The 20,044-nt window shown below is 61.0% G+C and carries 17 protein-coding genes and 1 pseudogene; 9 read left to right on the top strand and 9 right to left on the bottom strand.

Translation table 11 applies throughout. The features are described from left to right. Positions 1–6 precede the first annotated feature (6 nt). From AC3WWR_RS15370 to AC3WWR_RS15380, 3 genes are read right to left on the bottom strand one after another with little or no spacing between them, the layout of a single operon-like run. Positions 7–624, bottom strand: coding sequence for a DUF4136 domain-containing protein (locus AC3WWR_RS15370; RefSeq protein ID WP_033044797.1), 618 nt, complete (start codon positions 622–624; stop codon positions 7–9). Positions 625–636: 12 nt separating this feature from the next. Further along, on the bottom strand, positions 637–1,386 hold the full coding sequence (locus AC3WWR_RS15375) for a methyltransferase domain-containing protein (protein ID WP_020797543.1): 750 nt from the start codon (positions 1,384–1,386) through the stop codon (positions 637–639). Next, on the bottom strand, positions 1,386–1,688 hold the full coding sequence (locus AC3WWR_RS15380; protein ID WP_020797544.1) for a MazG-like family protein: 303 nt from the start codon (positions 1,686–1,688) through the stop codon (positions 1,386–1,388). Before AC3WWR_RS15380 ends, AC3WWR_RS15375 begins: the two co-directional genes overlap by 1 nt. A 174-nt stretch (positions 1,689–1,862) precedes the next feature. On the opposite strand from AC3WWR_RS15380, the gene AC3WWR_RS15385 reads away from it, so the two are divergent. Beyond that, the gene (locus AC3WWR_RS15385) at positions 1,863–2,156 is read left to right on the top strand and encodes a hypothetical protein (RefSeq protein ID WP_033044798.1); all 294 of its coding nucleotides are present in this window, start codon (positions 1,863–1,865) and stop codon (positions 2,154–2,156) included. Between the two features lie 159 nt (positions 2,157–2,315). After that, positions 2,316–3,662 (top strand): MATE family efflux transporter, encoded by a 1,347-nt coding sequence (locus AC3WWR_RS15390; protein ID WP_020797546.1) that lies wholly within the window; start codon positions 2,316–2,318, stop codon positions 3,660–3,662. A 24-nt stretch (positions 3,663–3,686) separates the two neighbouring features. Here AC3WWR_RS15390 and AC3WWR_RS15395 read toward each other — a convergent pair whose 3' ends face one another. The 6 genes from AC3WWR_RS15395 to AC3WWR_RS15420 form a co-directional block, all read right to left on the bottom strand. Beyond that, positions 3,687–4,484 carry a DUF4123 domain-containing protein gene (locus AC3WWR_RS15395; RefSeq protein WP_492598851.1) on the bottom strand — a complete coding sequence of 266 codons (798 nt, stop codon included), beginning with the start codon at positions 4,482–4,484 and terminating at the stop codon, positions 3,687–3,689. Next, entirely contained in the window at positions 4,481–5,809 is a 1,329-nt protein-coding gene (locus AC3WWR_RS15400) for a type VI secretion system Vgr family protein (protein ID WP_492598852.1), read from the bottom strand. The genes AC3WWR_RS15395 and AC3WWR_RS15400 overlap by 4 nt, the downstream gene beginning before the upstream one ends. Before the next feature lie 231 nt (positions 5,810–6,040). Continuing rightward, a complete protein-coding gene (gene speA / locus AC3WWR_RS15405; protein ID WP_020797549.1) occupies positions 6,041–7,954 on the bottom strand; it encodes an arginine decarboxylase in 1,914 nt (637 codons plus the stop codon). A gap of 219 nt (positions 7,955–8,173) precedes the next feature. Beyond that, the gene (locus AC3WWR_RS15410) at positions 8,174–8,545 is read right to left on the bottom strand and encodes a translation initiation factor Sui1 (RefSeq protein ID WP_007914613.1); all 372 of its coding nucleotides are present in this window, start codon (positions 8,543–8,545) and stop codon (positions 8,174–8,176) included. A gap of 283 nt (positions 8,546–8,828) precedes the next feature. Beyond that, positions 8,829–9,398: an NUDIX hydrolase gene (locus AC3WWR_RS15415; protein ID WP_020797550.1), complete on the bottom strand. Its 570-nt coding sequence runs from the start codon at positions 9,396–9,398 to the stop codon at positions 8,829–8,831. A 3-nt stretch (positions 9,399–9,401) separates the two neighbouring features. Then, positions 9,402–10,469: a DUF2333 family protein gene (locus AC3WWR_RS15420; protein WP_020797552.1), complete on the bottom strand. Its 1,068-nt coding sequence runs from the start codon at positions 10,467–10,469 to the stop codon at positions 9,402–9,404. A 413-nt stretch (positions 10,470–10,882) separates the two neighbouring features. Here AC3WWR_RS15420 and AC3WWR_RS15425 point away from each other — a divergent pair, with 413 nt between their 5' ends. The 7 genes and pseudogenes from AC3WWR_RS15425 to prmA all read left to right on the top strand — a co-directional run bounded on the left by AC3WWR_RS15425 (position 10,883) and on the right by prmA (position 20,031). Further along, on the top strand, positions 10,883–12,553 hold the full coding sequence (locus AC3WWR_RS15425; protein WP_033039401.1) for a response regulator: 1,671 nt from the start codon (positions 10,883–10,885) through the stop codon (positions 12,551–12,553). Between the two features lie 1,491 nt (positions 12,554–14,044). After that, positions 14,045–14,551 (top strand): annotated as a pseudogene (locus AC3WWR_RS15430) (methyl-accepting chemotaxis protein); the annotation flags it as partial. Positions 14,552–14,649: 98 nt separating this feature from the next. Further along, positions 14,650–16,392 (top strand): protein-disulfide reductase DsbD, encoded by a 1,743-nt coding sequence (locus AC3WWR_RS15435; RefSeq protein ID WP_020797555.1) that lies wholly within the window; start codon positions 14,650–14,652, stop codon positions 16,390–16,392. 132 nt (positions 16,393–16,524) lie between these two features. Next, entirely contained in the window at positions 16,525–16,977 is a 453-nt protein-coding gene (gene aroQ / locus AC3WWR_RS15440) for a type II 3-dehydroquinate dehydratase (RefSeq protein ID WP_020797556.1), read from the top strand. A gap of 48 nt (positions 16,978–17,025) precedes the next feature. Continuing rightward, positions 17,026–17,490, top strand: a complete 465-nt coding sequence (gene accB, locus AC3WWR_RS15445) for an acetyl-CoA carboxylase biotin carboxyl carrier protein (protein WP_007971363.1) — start codon at positions 17,026–17,028, stop codon at positions 17,488–17,490. Between the two features lie 17 nt (positions 17,491–17,507). Then, on the top strand, positions 17,508–18,866 hold the full coding sequence (gene accC, locus AC3WWR_RS15450; protein WP_020797557.1) for an acetyl-CoA carboxylase biotin carboxylase subunit: 1,359 nt from the start codon (positions 17,508–17,510) through the stop codon (positions 18,864–18,866). A gap of 286 nt (positions 18,867–19,152) precedes the next feature. Continuing rightward, complete coding sequence (gene prmA, locus AC3WWR_RS15455) at positions 19,153–20,031, top strand: 50S ribosomal protein L11 methyltransferase (RefSeq protein ID WP_020797558.1); 879 nt, start codon at positions 19,153–19,155, stop codon at positions 20,029–20,031. Positions 20,032–20,044: the final 13 nt, after the last annotated feature.

Here is a 20,044-nt window from a genome sequence, read left to right on the forward strand (position 1 = left end):
AGGAAGCTAACTAGGAGGATACGCCGACATTGCCTTTTCTACAGCCTCCCGTATGGCATCGACACGCTCGCCCTCGCTGCCCCGGTTGCTGGTTTCAGCGCTCGAACTCCAAACCGGTTCACCGTTTTGCGCGTCGTACAGGTCAACGTGAACCACCACGACCTGTTCCTCATAAGTGCGCACAATCGGAATGCTGCCGTACATACCGTAACCCGGGCCATAACCATAGCGGTTATAGCCGCCGTAACCGCCGTAGTAGCCGTAATCGTCCTGGACCTGACGCAAGCGTGTTTCCAAACGCAGGTCTGCGCTGACGAACAGATCCGCCGGCCGGTTGTCACGCAGGGGCCGCAGGCCGCGTTGATCCAGCGCACTGCTGACGGCATCGGCGACCTGCGCCGAGTCCGCCCACGCGGTGCCCGGCGGCATTTGCCCGTTGAGCCAGGCCCAGCTGCGATAACGCCCGTAGTCTCGCGGTGGCGCCGGGTAGGCGCTGCGATCAAAGGTACTGGCCGCCTGAGGTGGCGCTGGCGGCAAAGGCCTGGAACTTGCCACGTACGGATTGCTGCCCTGGCAGGCCGCCAGGCCCAGACAGATCAACAGCAACCCTGCACGACTTTTCATTTCGAACTCCGATCAGACCGGCCGACAGATCCAGTGCAAGTAACGCCCTAGCCCGGCAAAGGCTGGATGGCGCCGATGGGCCAGCTCCATTTCGAGCAGGTCCGACAGCTCGGCGCGGGCCTGGAACTCCACCGGCATGTAATCGTGAAAAACCCGAACGCCACTCTGGCTTTCGACCTGCCACAGCCCCTCAAGTTGCGCTGCCAACTCTCGTGGGTCCAGAGGCTGTTGCGGAGTCAGGCTCTGCTTCTCGCCGGCCATGTCATTCTTGCGCATCTTGCGGAAATGGCCCTTGAGCAAGTTGCGATAGATCAGTGCGTCGCGGTTGTAGAAGGCCAGGGATAGCCAACCATCGGCCTTGGTCAACTGGTGCAGTACCGGCAGGATGGCGTGCGGTTCGGCCAGCCATTCAAGCACGGCATGACACAACACCAGGTCGTAGCGTTCGGTGAGCTGACCGGGCAGTTCCTGCCAGGGCGCCTGGATAAAGGTCGCATTCTGTTCCGCATCGGCAAAGCGCTGGCGGGCGCCCTCGAGCATCGGTTCGGCGGGCTCGGCCAGGGTCACCTGATGACCACGCTGGGCCAGCCACAACGACATGTGGCCGAGACCCGCGCCAATATCCAGGACCCGCAGTGGCCGATCCGGCAGGGCTTCGGCCAGATCGGCCTGCAGCACCGCCAGGCGAATCGCGCCTTTGGCGCCGCCGTAGATTTTTTCGGCGAAACGCGTCGCCAGTTGATCGAAATGACGGTCGCTCATCAGCCGAACCTCCGCTCGCTGTCCGCCAGCTTGCTGCGTACAACGTCATTCATGTCCAGCCCCAGTTCGCTGCACAGCAACAACAGGTAGAGCACGATATCGCCGATTTCCTGCCCGGCATGGGCCAGCTTGTCAGCCGGCAGCTGCCGTGACTGGTCTTCGCTCAGCCACTGGAAAATCTCCACCAGCTCGGACATTTCGACACTCGCGGCCATGGCCAGGTTTTTCGGGCTGTGAAATTGCCGCCAGTCATTGCGATCACGGATAGCGTGCAGGCGTTCGGTCAGTTCAACAAGGTTCATCGGGCTCTCCTGAAGACGTATAGCTTCGGGGGGATGACGGGGGAAGGCAAGTGCCTGGCAGCATTGTCGGTCTTTGCACCATAATCATTCGATGGCGTGATTCGTGGCGCCTGTGAAAATTCGCGGCAAGTCGAACCGTCGCTCCGCAGCTCCTACAGACAGGACGTTCATTTCATGCAGGTAGAAGGTTTTTTCGAATGGCTTGGCCAGGTCCTCGGCTCAATCATCCGCTTCATCGTTGATGGCCTCAGCGGTCTGTTCCAACTGGTGAGTCGCGCGAGCAGCCATTTTGTCGAAGGCTTGTCCGAGGCACTGGGCATGGACACGTCGATCATCAGTATCATCACCCTGGTCGTCGGGTTGGTGTTGTTATGGTCGGCCATTCGCGCGTTCATGAACGCCGCGTTTATCATGGGGATCATCTGGTTGATGCTGGGGTTGTGGTTGCTCAGCTGGATCATGCACTGACCCCACCCCCCCTGTGGGAGCGAGCCTGCTCGCGAAGATGGCGCGACATTCGACATTGATGTAGTTCAAAGACCGCCTTCGCGAGCAGGCTCGCCCCTGCAATGGATCGCGGCAGATTCCAAATGTGTCGCTACAATGCCTGCTCCCCAAGGAGCCTGCATGTCCAACCTGATCGCCGACTGGCGCGACCGCCCAACCCATCGTCGGGTCTGGGCGCTGGCTGCGCCGATGATTCTCTCGAACATTTCCGTACCGCTGGTGGCGCTGGTCGACAGCACCGTCATTGGCCATCTGCCTCACGCCCATCAACTCGGGGCCGTGGCGGTCGGGGCCAGCCTCTATACCTTCCTCGCTTGGGCGATGGGTTTTCTGCGCATGGGCTCCACCGGGTTTGCCGCCCAGGCCGCAGGGCGCGGGGATGGCGCGGCGCTGCGGCAGATTCTGTTGCAGGGCCTGCTGCTGGCCATGGGGCTGGCGGTGGTGCTGGGTGCCCTGGGCGTGCCGTTGAGCGGGGTTGCGTTGCACTTCATGCAACCGTCGGCGGAACTGGACCAGATGACCCGCGAGTTTTTCCACACTCGCTTGTTCGGCCTGCCGGCGGCACTGGCCAGCTATGCGCTGGTCGGCTGGTTTCTCGGCACGCAGAACGCCCGCGCGCCACTGGCGATCCTGTTGAGCACCAATCTGGTCAACATTGCCCTTAACCTGTGGTTTGTCCTTGGCCTGGAATGGGGGGTGGTGGGCGCGGCCCGGGCTTCGGTGATCGCCGAATGGACCGGCGCGCTGATCGGCCTGATGATGACGCGCCAGGCCCTGCGCGCTTATCCCGGCCATATCGTCTGGGCCACCCTGGCACTCTGGCAGAGTTGGCGACCGCTGTTGGCGGTCAACCGAGACATTTTCATCCGCAGCCTGGCGCTACAGTCGGTGTTTTTCCTGATCACCGTGCAAGGCGCCCGGCTGGGCGATGCGACCGTTGCCGCCAACGCCCTGCTGCTCAACGGCTTGCTGCTGACCGCCCACGCACTCGACGGACTGGCACATGCCGTGGAAGCCCTGTGCGGACACGCCATCGGCGCGCGCGACCGCAATGCCCTGCGCCGCTCCCTGGTGGTGGCCTGCGGTTGGTCCTTGTTGGCGAGCCTGGGCTTTGCCGGCTTGTTCCTGTTTGCCGGACACCTGTTCATCCAGATGCAAACCGACATAACCAGCGTGCGCGACACTGCTTTCCTGTACCTGCCCTATCTTGCAGTGCTACCGCTGATCGCCGTCTGGAGCTACCTGCTCGATGGGTTATTCATCGGCGCCACCCGTGCCAGGGAAATGCGCAACGGCATGCTGCTGACAGTGGTACTGCTGCTGCCGTTCGCCTGGGCGCTGCAGGGTTATGGCAACCATGGCTTGTGGATAACCTTTCTGCTGTTCATGTTGCTGCGCAGCCTGACGCTCGGCTTGATTGCCTGGCGCCTGCGCCAGAACGATGGCTGGTTCGCCCGCGCTCACTGAGCCAGTGGCATCTACAGCATCGGCTCAGGTTGAGCCGTCCTGCCATAGCTTGCGGACACTATCGAGGCGCTCCTGTTGGGTACCGCCCGATAATGGTTGCACCAGCCAGGCGTCGGGGTATTGCAGGCGCAGCCATATCCAGTCGTCGAGCACCGGGCGCTCGCTGAAGCCCAATGCCAGCCCCTCTTCCAGATGGTCCCACAGACGCGTGAAATCAGCGCCCGTGGACCGATTCCAGCGCCAGGCATGGTGTTCCAGCAGGCACGTCTGCAGTTTTTCCCGCTGCCGTGGGCTCAGATCCTCATCGACCTCCAGAGGGCGCACATCAAGCCCCGGGTTGAGCAACTGCTGCCAGCCCTGACAGCCGAGCGCGCGGTCTGCCCAGGTTCCGCCGAACCAGCGCAATTTACTGATAGGCCCTAACCAGCGACTGAGTTCCTCGGCATCGCAGGCATCAAAAAAATAACTGGCGGTGTTCGGGTTGAAGTAACTCAACAAGGCGCGGTGATGCAGGTTGAACGAGACGCTGAGCATGCGCCGCAGATGCGCCAGCAATGTCGACGCCGTCGCCTCGCTGAACATCAGCAACCCAGGCCAGCGCTGCCCATCGACGCGGTACAGATCGGCCAGGGCCGGGCAGCTCTGCAGATCGATGAGTACCGGCCCCTGCTCCTGCAGAGCCTGCCACTCGGTGTCTTCGAACAACCAGAACCTACCGGCCTGAGCAAAAGTTTCCTGCAGGGTCACGCCCACCTGCGGTGCGCCCGGCATGTCCAGTAACAACCATTGCGGGTTCGCAACGGTTGCCTGTACCGCGCTCATGCCGCACCGCTCTGGCCAAGGCGCGGCGCCGTGCGACAGATGCAGAGCGCCTGGGCGCAATGATTGAAACTGCCACCACCGGGCAACAGGCACAGCAACATCAGGGGCTCGCCCGAACACAACCACTGTTGCACACCATCGAGCGGGCAATCTTCGAGAACAGATGTGGCAGGATCCTGCACCTCGTTTACTTCGACACTGGCGGGGCCGTGCAGAAACCCGGTGATCAACGGTCGATCCGGATCACCTTCGGTGAAGCTCACCACCACCTCCGTGCCTTCAGCCAACCGTGGGCTGGCCGCAACGTTCAGTGGCGCAGCCAATGGCAGCCAGCAGTGGCTGGATGCCGCGCCCTCCCCCTGGTAAACCCAGTCAAACTGCACCGCCACAGGCCTGGATGGATCAGGTTGCGGCTCATCGACATCGACCACCCATGCCCGTTGCAGGCTGTGCATCCTGGGCTTCAGCGCCACCTGTGGCGTTTCAAGGGGCAACACCCACTGCTCCGCCCGCAGCGTATTGCTATAGGTCTGGCTCGCCGCCTGTTCGCCTTGATGCTCGATATGGGTCACCAACCATGGTTGATTCCATTCGGGAACCGGGTGCCCGGACAGCGGCATGAGCTGGCCGCTGCGCAGCGTCGTCAGGTCAGAACCACACTCCACGCGCTGCGCCGCGCCATCGGTACAGCGCATGACCTCGAAACGACGAACTGCCGGTTGCCCGCCCATCGCACGGAAGACCGCCGCCTCAGCGACCTGAAAATTCCCTGGCCCCTCGCCGATCACCACGCAATGTCCATCCGCCCGGTGTTCGAAGTGATAGTGCAACCGCTCCTGAGCGCACAGGCGCTGAAGAAACTGCAGGTCCGATTCCCGGTACTGCGTACAGAAATCACGGGACGGGTAATCGCCAGCCAATTCGAGGCGTCGATCCTGATCGACAATGCCGTGCTCCCTGAGCACCTGATCAAGTATCTGCGGCACTGAGCGACCGCTGAAAATGCGCTGGCTGTAGCGCCGGGCCAGACAGGCGAGTTTCGGCCCCAGCCGAACCTGACAGAGCCTGACCCCCAAACCATGTTCACGCTGGACCAGTTCGTGCAGCTGCCCATGGATGACGTTTCCCTCCGGCCCGAATAGCAAGGAGGCCGAACGGTACAGCAAGCCGGCGAGATCGAGCGTCGGGTCTTCGATCAGCAGGTCCACGTCGAACACGAAAGGCTCGCTGATGGATTCTCTACCGGCAAAGGACAGAACCTCGAAGGCATTGGACAGACCTGCTACGTCCAGACGAAATGATGATTCGTTGGCTGGATCGACCATGGGCATTTCTCTACAGGAGGGACAGCCGGGGATTCTCGCCGAGAGAGATGGCCGAGTAGAGAGGCGAAGTACAACTTAGGAAAAGACCTACGCGAAAAGAGGACGAAATCCCTTGGACGGCCGATACGCGATCTTTTTCGCAGGAAAAAAGAGAAATGCCCCACCGGGTTATCTGAAATTTCCTAAGCAAAAGGTAAATTTTCAGACAACCCGATGAGCGCAGTACTTACCTCAGGAAGACAGGTAAGAGGAACGGGTCAGGCCCAGACGCAAGGCATCGAGGAACTGGGTGCGCTCGCTGGCACTGATGCGGGCACTGGCGCACTTGTCGCGGTAGTGGGTCATCAGTTCTTCTGGCGACAAGTGCACGTAGCGCAGCATGTCTTCGATGGTGTCGTGGGTCTCGATACCGGCGTGGTACACGCTGCCGTCAGCGTTCTGGTAGATGTTCACCGAGTCGGTGTCACCGAACAGGTTGTGCATGTCGCCGAGGATTTCCTGGTAGGCGCCGACCAGGAACACACCCAGCAGGTAGTCCTCGCCTTCGTTCAGGGCATGCACCGGCAAGCTGGTTTCGATGCTCTGCTCGTCGACGTACTGGTTGATCTTGCCGTCGGAGTCGCAGGTCAGGTCCTGCAGTACGGCGCGACGCAGTGGCTCTTCGTCCAGGCGATGCAGCGGGATGATCGGCAGTACCTGGTCGATGGCCCAGGTGTCCGGCAGGCTCTGGAACACCGAGAAGTTGCAGATGTACTTGTCGGCCAGCTTGTCGTTGAGCTCGTCGAGCACCTGACGGTGGGAACGCTGACGCGCCTTCAACGAGTTGTGCAGGCGACGGCACACGGCGAAGTAGCACTGCTCGGCCAGGGCTTTTTCGGCCAGGGTCAGCTTGCCGTCGGCGTACTGGGCGGCGACATCGCTCATGTAGTGCGTGGCGCGCCAGTAGGTTTCGGTGACCATCTCGATGTCGGTCGGGCCCAGCAGGTCCACCAGCCACTGCACGGTTTCCGGCAGTGCTTCCTTGTTCTCGATCTGTGGCACGTCGTCGTTGTGCTTCTCGACGTCCGTCACCTGGATCACCAGCATGGCATGGTGGGCAGTCAGGGAACGGCCGCTTTCGGAGAAAATGTTCGGGTGCGGCAGGCTCTGCGCATCGCAGAATTCCTTGAGCATGCCGACCACGACACCGGCGTAATCGTCCATGTCGTAGTTGATCGAGCTGGCGTTACGCGAGTGCGTACCGTCGTAGTCCACGCCCAGGCCACCACCCACGTCGATGTGATCCACCGGCAGGCCGAGGTTACGCAATTCGCCGTAGTAACGAATCGCTTCCTTGAAACCATGTTGGTAGTCGGCCAGGTTGGCGATCTGCGAGCCCATGTGGAAATGCAGCAGGCGGATGCCCTGGTCCAGGCCCGCGGCGCGGAAACGCTCGACCACCGACAGCAATTGCGCCGCCGACAGGCCGAACTTGGATTTCTCGCCACCAGTGTCTGCCCACTTGGACGAGGCCAGGGACGACAGGCGCACGCGCAGGCCAACCTGTGGCTTGACCTTGAGCGAGGCGGCTTCTTCGATCACCAGGCCGACTTCGGATTCTTTCTCGATCACGATGAACACGTTGTGGCCGAGCTTCTGGCCCATCAGCGCCAGACGGATGAACTCGCGGTCCTTGTAGCCGTTGCAAACGATGGTGCCACCCTTCGGCGCCAGCGCCAGCACTGCCAACAGCTCAGGCTTGGAGCCGGCTTCCAGGCCGATGGAGACGTTCTGGGTGGCGATGATGTTCTCGATCACCGCTTCCTGCTGGTTGACCTTGATAGGGTACAGCGCGGTGTACTTGCTCTGGTATTCCAGGCGCTCGATGTTGGCGTCGAACGCACCGGTGAGCTGACGCACGCGGTCTTGCAGGATGTCCGGGAACCGAACCAGCAATGGCAAGGACAAGCCGCTCTTGCGCAACTGGTCGACTTGCTCGAACAGATCGATTGGTGAACTGCTCGGACCGTTGGGACGAACTTCGACGCGACCGGCGTCATTGATCGCGAAATACCCGGCCCCCCAATGGCGAATCCCGTAAACACTGCGGCTGTCCGCAACTGTCCATTGGCTGCCATCGTCTTTGCGTGTGCGTCTTACGGACATTGAAGTCCCCTATAAAGAAGTCATAGTGCGTCGCCTGGTGTCAGGCCGGCGCAGTCTAAAGAATGAAAATGACGGTTCGTCAACGAAGGGATAGACCTCGCCGACCGCAGTGAGTTTAGAAACCGGTCATGAACAGGCTCTGTGAAAACCATGGTGACGACGCCAGGCCTGCAGTCAGGCAGGTCTGGATCAAGCCGCGGGTGGTTTTCACAGAGGCTGCTAGCCGCCGGACTTCTTTGCCTTGAATCCGTGCTTGATCAGCTCTGCCAAGAGTAGCTCGACATGATCGCCCTGGATTTCAATGATCCCGTCTTTCAACGCTCCACCGGTACCACAGCGTTTTTTCAACGTGGTCGCCAGTTCCTTGAGTGCGTCTTCGGCCAAGGGCACGCCGGTGATGGTGGTCACCGTCTTGCCGCCACGGCCCTTGCTTTCGCGGCGCACGCGAGCAATGCCGTCGCCGGCCGGGATAACGGTCTGTTTGCAGATGCAGGCGTCTACCGGTTTACTGCATTCCGGGCAATGACGACCTGCGTCGGTGGAAAATACCAAGCCACCAAGGGCGGCGAAGGATGCGGCTTTTTTGGCCACCGGCAATCCTCTTGGGAGGACAAAGACTGGTCGCGGCAACCTGGGCAGGTGCCATCGACCGCGAAGCCCCACTCAGGCAGGGGCAGCGCTACTGAAACGGTAAGCTTCCTTGTAGGAGCTGACGAGTGCAACGAGGCTGCGATCTTTTGATGTTGAATTAAAAGCAACGTCAAAAGATCGCAGCCTGCGGCAGCTCCTACAAACAGCAATACCGGTTCAGTTTGAAAAGGTCGCGCAGTGTAACGGCAAAAACGCCGATTGCTAAGAGCCAATCGGCGCCAATTTATGCCTCTTTTGCGACGTCTTCGCCACGGGCACGGAGATAGCGTTTCAACGCCGCCAAAGAGTCCGGGCAGTAAGGCTTTTGCTCGATATCCCGTAGCACCTGCTCGATGGGCATGAAGCACGCTTCCAGCACCTCTTCCGGCTGCAGGATCAGCGGGCCGTCCCACACTGCCGAAAATGCCGAACACCAGAGGCGATTGCCAGTGTCCTCGAAGAAAAAATGGTCATGAACGGTCAACTCCACCCCGCTCACCCCCAGCTCCTCTTCCAGTTCCCGGGCGGCCGACTCGGCATAGGTTTCACTGGCGAGTACCATGCCGCCCGCCGCCACGTCCCAATAACCGGGATAAATCGCCTTGCTCAGGGTGCGCCGGTGCACGCAAAGTTCACCGGCGGAGTTGAACAACATGATGTAGGTACCGCGCCCGATAAGCCCGCGCTCGCGCAAGTCGGACCGGACCAGGGCGCCGAGCAGATTGTCCTGCTCGTCGACCCAGGCGATCTCTTCGGCATCCGAGGCCGCCCGATGGGCGGCTTCGCGCAGGTTATCGATGGAGCTATCGGCCATGGCTCAGCCCTGATTCAGCAATTGACGCAAATCGATGACCGCCGCGTTGGCCCGCGAGATGTAGTTGGCCATCACCAGCGAGTGGTTGGCCAGCACGCCGAAACCGCTGCCATTGAGGATCATCGGGCTCCAGACCGCTTCCTGCGACGCTTCCAGTTCCCGAATGATCTGGCGCACGCTGACCGTGGCATTCTTCTTGGCCAGCACATCGGCGAAGTCCACTTCAATGGCACGCAGCAAATGCGACAAAGCCCAGGCCTGGCCGCGGGCTTCGTAGAACACGTTGTCGATCTGCAGCCACGGGGTTTCGACGATCTCTTCATCAACCTGCGGCACCTGCCCAGGGGCCACCACTTCGGTCTTCAGCGCAGTGTTGAGCTTGACCCGGCCAACACTGGCCGACAGGCGTTGCGACAGCGAACCCAGGCGGGTACCGACATCACCCAGCCAGTTGTTCAGGTTATCGGCACGGGCATAGAACAGTGCGCTCTTCTGGTTCGGATCGGACAGGCGAGTCTGATAGCGAGTCAGGGAGTTGATGCCTTCCTGGAACTCAGACTCACTGGATGGCAGCACCCAGCTTTTATTGTCGAAGTTGAAGCGCGGCTCGGCCTTGGCCAAGTCGGCGTCTTCGGTGGACTGCGATTGCGAACGGGCAAAGTCTTTGCGCAGCGCCCGGCTCAGATCGCGCACCTGCACCAGCACGCCGTATTCCCAGCTTGGCATGTTGTCCATCCACAGGCCTGGCGGCAGGCGGTCGTTGGAAATATAGCCGCCTGGTTTGTTCAGCAGGGTCCCGGCGACACTCTTGAGGGTTTCCACCGTGGTGTAGCCGACCACCATCTGCTTGCCGTCTCTTTCAGCGGCCAACTGCGCATTCTGCTGCACCGGAAACAGGGCAGGTTCCGCGCTCCAGTACCAACCCAGAGCAATCGTCACCAGCAGGTAGATGCCAATCAACGTGGCCAGCGCCCGGCTGAACACCAGGCCGCCCAAATAACTGCGGGTGGCCGACTTCGGTTCAGCGGCACGTTCAGGCGCGCTACCGGCACGGTTCTTCCAGTCCAGCATGGCGATATCCTTTCAATTACTTGAGTTCATCGATTCGACCACAACCATACAACAACGTGCCTTTTCCCGGCACCCGCCGTTGGCTTTACAGCGAAATTTATCTCACTACGACTAAGGGAATCCCCTAGCTCGCCAAGACTGGAAATTTGTCCGGCTTCCAGCAACGAACTATCGATCATTGCAGCCCTGCGTGCTGGCCCCCCCAAGGACCTCAGGATCGGACTCGAGGCTCGCCAGCCCCCGCATTGCAGGGACCTTCGCAAGAACCGGCGGGCAATTGACGACTGATTGGTCGGAAACTGAATGGGTGGGTGTCACAGATTATTAACGTACAACACTCATGTAATGGAAAAGAGATGCTAGCATAGAGCCACCAGTCGTCCTCAGCGTACCCCCTAACCAGTAGTCAGGATATGACCGAGCCAGAAGACCCCAGCCGCGAGCGCCTCAAGCATCACTTTGCCCAGCGGGTAATTCATCAAGCACGTCAGATTCTTGAGATATGGCAACGCCTGCAACGCAATGAATGGTCGACCCAGGAGCTGGCGGAACTGAGCGAGGCCAACCTGCGACTGTTACGCTTCGCTGAACGCTTCGAACAACCGGAGCATTCGCAACTGGCGCGTCACATCGGCTTGTCGCTGGAGGCTGTCGACGCCAATCGCGGTCGCCTCAGCAGCAGCCTGATCAGCGACCTCAATCGACTGATGCAACGCCTGTCGCGCACCGGCCTGCGCCATGGTGATCAGCTGGACCAAACGTTCCTGCCGCCCTTGCGCAAACCCGTCTATGTGATGCTGCAGGATCATGACCGTGCCGAGCGACTGGCCAAGCAGCTGGAGTTTTTCGGGCTCAGTGCCCAGTCCCTGGAGAGCGTGCCGGCATTCCGCTCATCAATGGTCGAGCGCCTACCAGCCGCCATCGTCATGGACGTTGACTTCAGCGGCCCTGGCGTCGGCCTGAAATTGGCGGCCGAAGCCCAGGAAGGTCTCGACCAGCGTTTGCCGCTGCTGTTTTTCAGCCTGCATGAAACCGACACCCCGACCCGCCTCGCCGCTGTGCGCGCCGGCGGCCAGGAGTTCCTCACCGGCACCCTTGAAGCGTCGAGCCTGCTGGAAAAAATTGAAGTACTGACCTGCGTCGCCCAGTACGAGCCCTATAAAGTGCTGATCATCGACGACTCGCGCGCCCAAGCCTTGCACACCGAGCGCCTGCTCAACAGCGCAGGGATCATCACCCGGACACTGATCGAGCCGATCCAGGCCATGGCCGAACTGGCGGACTTTCAACCGGACCTGATCATCCTCGACATGTACATGCCGGCCTGCACCGGTACGGAACTGGCCAAGGTGATCCGCCATAACGACCGCTATGTCAGCGTACCGATCATTTACCTGTCGGCCGAGGACGACCTGGACAAGCAACTCGATGCCATGAGCGAGGGCGGCGACGACTTCCTGACCAAACCCATCAAGCCCCGGCACCTGATCACCACCGTGCGTAACCGGGCGGCACGGGCACGCAACCTCAAGGCGCGGATGGTGCGCGACAGCCTCACCGGCCTGTACAACCACACGCACATCCTGCAATTGCTCGAAGACTGCTGCTTTCGCGCTCGCCGCGAGGGCAAGCCGCTGAGCTTTGCGATGCTCGACATCGACCACTTCAAACGCGTCAACGACAGCCACGGCCATCCCATGGGCGATCGGGTGATCAAGAGCCTCGCGCTGTTCCTCAAACAGCGCTTGCGCAAGACCGACTTCATTGGCCGTTACGGTGGCGAAGAGTTCGCCATTGTCATGCCCGATACCGACCTTGAAGCTGCCGTCAAAGTGCTCGATGACATCCGCAAGCGTTTTGCCGAGATTCATTATCCCGCGCAACCACAGGACCTTTGGTGCACGTTCAGCGCCGGCGTGGTGGACCTCGGCGAACACTCCGACAGCCTGTTGATGGCCAGCCAGGCGGACGAGGCGCTGTACCGTGCCAAAGGCGCGGGGCGCAACCGGGTGCAGGCCTCCCGGACATCAAAGCAAAGTGCCACCTTTTCATCGGAACAGACCGAGACAGTCATAACCCTGTAACAGAAACGCAATAACTTCAGGCACTTACCATTCTGCCGTTGGTAGTCCTTGATGCGCCTGAAACTGCTAACCAATCTCAATACCCTTCTTTTAGTTGCCGTCTGCGTAGCGCTTGGCGCCACACTCTGGTGGTCGCAAAAAGCCCTCGAACGCCCCTATCTATTAATGGAGCGCTACCTGGGCTTGTCCCAGCAATTCCAGAGTGACGTGGCGCGCAACATCGAGGATTACCTCGCCAGTGGCGATGCGCTGCGCTTGAGCAGCGCCAGCCAGGCCATCGACAAACTGCACAAGGAACTCGGCGAGTTTCCACCGGCCCTGGCTGAAACCTTGCAGCCGAGCCTGACGAACCTGGATGAATTCAGCAAAACCGATCTGCTGGCCGCCGGCAAGCTCGCCGCTGACCCACAGGCCCTGCTCCTGCAAGCCGAACGCGAGCTGGGGGCCAGCCTTGATCAACTCAGCCAGTACGCCAGTGGCAACGCGAGCTACCTGACTCCGCTGCTCAGCGCCTCCCAGCACCTGGGCAAACTGTCACTGGCCCGGGACAAATTGGTCAGCAGCGGCCGCAGCGAACTGGCCGCCGATGTCGAGCGCGAAATCACCGACATCCGCGCACAGGCCGAACAGCTGGATGCCCTGCCGTTATTGGGCGTGGCGGCCAGCAGTGAATCGAATACCGATGATTTCGCCGCGATGATGGGTCTGGAGAACACCGAGAAAGCCGCCGCCGAAGACGCCGGCGTGGGGATCAAGCGTGAGCTCAACAGCCTGCTCGGCCGCTACCCTGCGGAACTTTCGCGCACCCGCGAGCAAATCCACAAACGCGCCGAACTCAGTGCCGCGACGCACCTGAAAATCGCCGCCGTGCAACAAGCCATCGCCGGGCTGGAGCCGGTGGTACGCGCCCAACATGGGGAGATCCAGAGTGAGGTGCGATTGATACAAGGGGTAATGATCGGCTTGATCCTGTTGATCGCCCTGCTGATCGACACCCTGCAACGACGCCTGGCCCGGACCCTGACCAACCTCGCACCAGCCTTGTCGACCTGGGCGGAAGGCGACTTCAGCCGGGACATCCAACTGGGTAACACCAATCGCGAACTGCATGACATCGAAGCCTCGCTGAACCGCTTGCGCGCCTACCTGGTGGACCTGGTGGGGACCATTCGTCGCAACGCCGAACAGGTCGCCGGCAGCAGTCGAACCCTGGCGGAACTGAGCAATGACCTGCACAGCGGCGCCGAACACCAGGCCGGCGACACGGCAATGATTCGAGACTCCCTTGGCGAACTGGAGGCGACCATCCAGCAAGTCGCCGGCGACGCCAGCCAGGCCGCCGAGGCCAGTCGCCATGCTGGCCAGGCGGTCGAACATGGCCAGAAAGTCATTGGCCTGAGTCTTACCGGCCTGCATGCCCTGGTAGGAGAAGTGCAAGGCAATGCGCAGATGATCGAGCACCTGGCTGAAGAGTCCGCGACCATCGGTGGCGTGCTGACGGTGATCCGCTCGATTGCCGACCAGACGAATCTGCTGGCGTTGAACGCCGCCATCGAAGCGGCCCGGGCCGGTGAGATGGGCCGTGGCTTTGCTGTAGTGGCCGAAGAAGTGCGCTCGCTGGCACAACGCACTGCCGGGGCCACGGCCGAAATCCAGAGCCTGATCGCCGGCCTGCAAACCGCGGCGCGCCAATCGGTCGAAGGCATGCGCGCGCAGGTCGAGCATGCCGAAGCCACCGCCAACCAGGCGCAGGCGGCGGACGGTGCGCTGGATAGAATCGTCGGGGCAATCCAGACCATTTCCGATACCGCGGTACGCATCGCCGATGTCACTGCCCAGCAGAGCGGTGCCGTCAGTGAAATCCGCGATCACAGCGAGCGTATTCACCAGTTGGGTGGGGACAATTTGCTGCGTATCGGCCAGGGGCGTGAGCAGGGGGAGAATTTGATGGTGTTGGGTGGGCGCTTGCACACTGCCGTTCAGGCCTTCCGCGTCTGACTGCCCCCTCCTGATCGTTCCCATGCTCTGCGTGGGAACGATCACCTTGTCTCGCGCACTCGGCTATCATCCCCCCAATTCCGATACGCGAGATCGTCATGCGCCGTTTGCTTTACCTGCTGCTTTTAGTACTCGCCCTGCCTGCCACCGCCGGCGGTTTGCTGGAGAGTCGCCCCAGTTCGACCCTGGGCTCGATCAATAACAGTGCCGATTTCTTGCCGGTGCGCGAAGCCTTTCAGTTGAGCCTGGTAGAAAGCACGCCGCAATCGATCAAACTGCGATTCGTCGCCACCGAGGGTTATTACCTTTACCGGCATCGTTTCCAGTTCCGCGCCGACCCGGCCGATGTCACCCTCGGCCCGGCGCAATTGCCCAAGGGCGAACAAAAGCACGATGAGTACTTCGGCGATGTCGAGGTTTACCGTGGCGTACTCGACGTAGAACTGCCGCGCACCGATCAACGCGCCTTCACGTTGATCGTGACCTACCAGGGCTGCGCCGACAAAGGCCTGTGCTATCCACCGGAAACCGAGCGCCTGGGCATCGACGGCAACGGCCCGACGACAACCCACGCCTGGAACTGGCGCGAGCTGGCGCTATTTTTCCTGGCGGGCCTGGGACTGACTTTTACCCCGTGCGTGCTGCCAATGCTGCCAATCCTTTCCGGCGTGGTGTTGCGTGGCCAAGTCGGCGGCTGGCGTGGTTTCAACCTGTCGTTGGCCTATGTGCTGCCGATGGCCGCCTGTTTTGCATTGTTGGGCGCGCTCATGGGCTTGTTCGGCGCCCAACTGAATCTGCAGGCACGCTTGCAATCGGCCTGGGTGCTGGTGCCGTTCGCAATGTTTTTTGCGCTGTTTGCCCTGGCGATGTTTGGCGTTTTCGAACTCAAGTTGCCGCACGCCATCAGCAGTCGACTGGACCGTATTGCCGGCCGCACCGAAGGCGGTTCGCTGTGGGGCGCCGCGGTATTGGGCGTGGTTTCCAGCCTGTTGGTTTCGCCCTGTGTCTCCGCGCCGTTGGCCGGTGCGCTGCTGTATATCAGCGCCAGCGGCGATGCGCTGGGCGGCGGCCTGAAACTGTTCATGCTCGGCCTGGGCATGGGCGCACCGCTTTTGCTGGTGGCCACCGGTGGTGCCACCTGGTTGCCGAAAAGCGGACCGTGGCTGATCTACGTGAAAAACGCGATTGGCGTGTTGTTGCTGGGCCTGGCGATTGCCCTGCTCAGCCGAGTGCTGCCGGGGCAAATCACCTTGCTGCTGATCGGCCTGCTGGCCGCTGGCGTCGGGTTGTTCCTCGGGGCACTGGAGTTCGTCTACAAACCGCCGCGAAAACGCCTGGGCCAATTGCTCGGAATGTTCCTGCTGTTTTATGCGCTGGCCTGTTGGTACGGCGGTTTTAGCGGCCAGACCGATCCGTTCAACCCAATCGGCCAGTCATCCGTGGTGGTTGGCGAGGTGTCTACGCAAAAAAATAGCGCCTGGCAAACCGTCACCACCGCGACAGACCTCGACCGGGTGCTCGCCGAAGCCCGGGCGTCCGGCACGCCGGTACTGCTCGACTGGTACGCCGACTGGTGCATCAGCTGCAAAGTCATCGAACACCAGGTGCTTGACGATGCGATCGTCATCGAACGCCTGAAGGGTTATCGGCTGATCCGCTTTGACATCACGGCCAGCAACGCCGAACAACGCGCCCTCCTCGACCGCTACCAACTGTTCGGCCCTCCAGCCTTGATGTTTTTCGGCAAGGACGGTGTCGAACGTGTCGATGTGCGGGTTATCGGCGAGATCACTGCCAGGGATTTCGCCGATCGTGTCGCCAAGGCGAATGACCGGATTTAATCAGGCAGTCATATATCTCGCGCAAACATCGGTCATCGTGCTGCCTATTGCAGAGAACTGGACAGTCACAAAGGCTTTGCGGCATAGTCGCCGGGTTCTGACAAATGCACACGGATAACCAAGGAACAGCCGATGGCGACGCTACTTGTATTGCACGGACCCAACCTGAACCTGCTCGGCACCCGCGAACCGGGCACCTATGGCGCTACCACGCTGGCGCAGATCAACCAGGACCTGGAGCGCCGCGCCCGCGAAGCCGGCCATCATTTGCTGCACCTGCAAAGCAATGCCGAGTACGAATTGATCGACCGCATCCATGCCGCCCGCAGCGAAGGCGTGGATTTCATTCTGATCAATCCAGCAGCTTTTACGCATACAAGTGTCGCATTACGTGACGCGCTGCTGGCGGTGAGCATCCCATTCATCGAAGTGCATTTGTCTAACGTGCACAAACGCGAACCTTTCCGCCATCACTCTTACTTCTCCGACGTAGCGGTGGGAGTGATCTGCGGCCTTGGCGCCAGCGGTTACCGACTGGCCCTGGAGGCCGCCCTAGAGCAGCTTGAAAGACCGGCAACAGCTTGAACAACAAGCGTTAAGCGCCCCTGACCGACCCTTGGGAGTTGATGATTCATGGATATCCGTAAAGTTAAGAAACTGATCGAATTGCTGGAAGAGTCCGGCATCGACGAGCTCGAGATCAAGGAAGGCGAAGAGTCCGTACGCATCAGCCGTCATAGCAAGACCCCGGCCCAGCAGTACTACGCGCCGGCTCCTATGCCTGCTCCGGCTGCCGCGCCTGTCGCTGCCGCCGCTCCGGCTGCTGCTGCCGCACCTGCGGCTGCCGCCGCGCCAGCACTGAACGGCACTGTTGCCCGTTCGCCGATGGTCGGTACGTTCTACCGCAAGTCTTCGCCAACCTCGCCGTCCTTCGTGGAAGTCGGCCAGACCGTGAAGAAAGGCGACACCCTGTGCATCGTTGAAGCCATGAAGATGATGAACCACATCGAAGCTGAAACCAGCGGTGTGATCGAATCCATCCTCGTCGAAGACGGCCAGCCGGTTGAGTACGACCAACCGCTGTTCACCATCGTTTGAACCGCGGAGCGCCTTTGATGACTGCGAAGTTGGAAAAAGTTCTGATCGCCAACCGCGGTGAGATTGCACTGCGGATTCTGCGCGCCTGCAAAGAGATGGGCATCAAGACCGTCGCCGTTTATTCCAAGGCGGACAAGGAACTGATGCACCTGGGCCTGGCAGACGAATCCGTCTGCATCGGTCCGGCATCGGCGGCCCACTCTTACCTGCACATCCCGGCCATCATCGCCGCGGCCGAAGTGACTGGCGCCACCGCCATTCACCCGGGCTACGGTTTCCTTGCAGAAAACGCTGATTTTGCTGAGCAGGTCGAGAACTCCGGCTTCGCCTTCATCGGCCCGAAAGCTGAAACCATCCGCCTGATGGGCGACAAGGTTTCGGCCAAGCACGCGATGATCGCCGCCGGCGTTCCAACCGTTCCGGGCTCCGACGGCCCGCTGCCGGAAGACGAAGAAACCGCCCTGCGCATTGGTCGCGAAGTCGGTTATCCGGTGATCATCAAGGCCGCTGGCGGCGGCGGTGGTCGCGGCATGCGCGTGGTACACAAGGAAGAAGACCTGATTTCCTCGGCGAAACTGACCCGCTCCGAAGCGGGCGCAGCGTTCGGCAACCCGATGGTCTACCTGGAAAAGTTCCTGACCAACCCCCGTCACGTGGAAGTTCAGGTTCTGTCCGACGGCCAGGGCCAGGCTATCCATCTGGGCGACCGCGACTGCTCGCTGCAACGCCGTCACCAGAAGGTGCTTGAAGAGGCGCCGGCACCGGGCATCGACGAACAGGCTCGCCAGGAAGTTCTCGCCCGCTGCGTCAAGGCGTGCATCGACATCGGTTACCGTGGTGCAGGCACTTTCGAGTTCCTGTACGAGAACGGCCGCTTCTACTTCATCGAGATGAACACTCGTGTCCAGGTAGAGCACCCGGTTTCGGAAATGGTCACTGGCATCGACATCGTCAAGGAGATGCTCAGCATCGCCGCCGGCAACAAGCTGTCGTTCACCCAGGATGACGTGGTCATCCGCGGTCACGCGCTGGAATGCCGGATCAACGCCGAAGACCCGAAGACCTTCATGCCAAGCCCTGGCACGGTCAAGCATTTCCACGCACCAGGCGGCAATGGCGTTCGCGTCGATTCGCACCTGTACAGTGGTTATGCCGTTCCGCCGAACTACGATTCGTTGATCGGCAAGCTGATCACCTACGGCGCAACCCGTGACGAAGCCATGGCGCGCATGCGCAATGCGCTGGACGAGATCGTGGTCGACGGGATCAAGACCAACATCCCGCTGCACCGCGACCTGACCCGCGATGCTGGTTTCTGCGAAGGGGGCGTGAACATTCACTACCTCGAGCACAAGCTGGCTGGCGAGAAGCACTAAGCTTCGACCCGATCAACAAAGCCGCCTTCGGGCGGCTTTGTTGTTTCTGGACATTTCATCCGAACCACAACACATTCCCTGTTGGAGCGAGCCTGCTCGCGAAGAGGCCAGCACATTCAACATCAATGCTGACTGGCATGCCGTCTTCGCGAGCAGGCTCGCTCCCACAGGGCATGCATTGATGCTTGGGACCAAGCCACTCCCACAAAACCTCCGCGCTCGCGTAAACTTGCGCGCTTCTCGCAGACCGCTAGGCTGCAATCAATATTTTTCAAAGGTGCCCGCCATGCCTTGGCTGCAAGTCCGTCTCGCCATCAGCCCAGAACAAGCCGAAACCTACGAAGACGCGTTCCTTGAAGTGGGCGCCGTGTCGGTGACTTTCATGGACGCCGAAGACCAGCCGATCTTCGAGCCCGAACTCAACACCACGCCGCTGTGGTCCCACACTCACCTGCTGGCGCTGTTCGAAGGCGGCACCGAGCCAGGCCCGGTCCTGGCCCACCTTGAGTTGCTGACTGGCAGCCCGCTGCCCGAGCATCACAGCGAAGTCATCGAAGATCAGGACTGGGAGCGCAGCTGGATGGATAACTTCCAGCCCATGCGTTTCGGTCAGCGCCTGTGGATCGTGCCGAGCTGGCACGCAGCTCCCGAGCCAGACGCCGTGAACCTGTTGCTGGATCCGGGCCTGGCCTTCGGCACCGGCACTCACCCGACCACCGCCTTGTGCCTGGAATGGCTCGACGGTCAGGACCTCAAAGACTGCAACGTGCTGGACTTCGGCTGCGGTTCGGGGATTCTGGCGATTGCCGCGCTGCTGCTGGGCGCCAAGCAGGCCGTGGGCACCGATATCGACGTGCAGGCGCTGGAAGCCTCTCGTGACAACGCCGGGCGCAACGGCATCGCAGACGAGCTGTTCCCGCTGTACCTGCCTGAAGATCTGCCGCAGGTTCAGGCCGATGTGCTGGTGGCCAATATTCTGGCCGGACCGCTGGTTTCGCTGGCGCCGCAGTTGTCGGGCCTGGTCCGGCAGGGCGGTCGCCTGGCGCTTTCGGGCATTCTTGCCGAGCAAGGCGATGAAGTGGCCGCAGCCTATGCCAAGGATTTCGATCTGGACCCGATCGCCAATCGCGATGGCTGGGTGCGCATCACTGGCCGTCGGCGCTAGAATGGACGCCTGC

The organism is Pseudomonas sp. EB271-G4-1 (assembly GCF_058791355.1).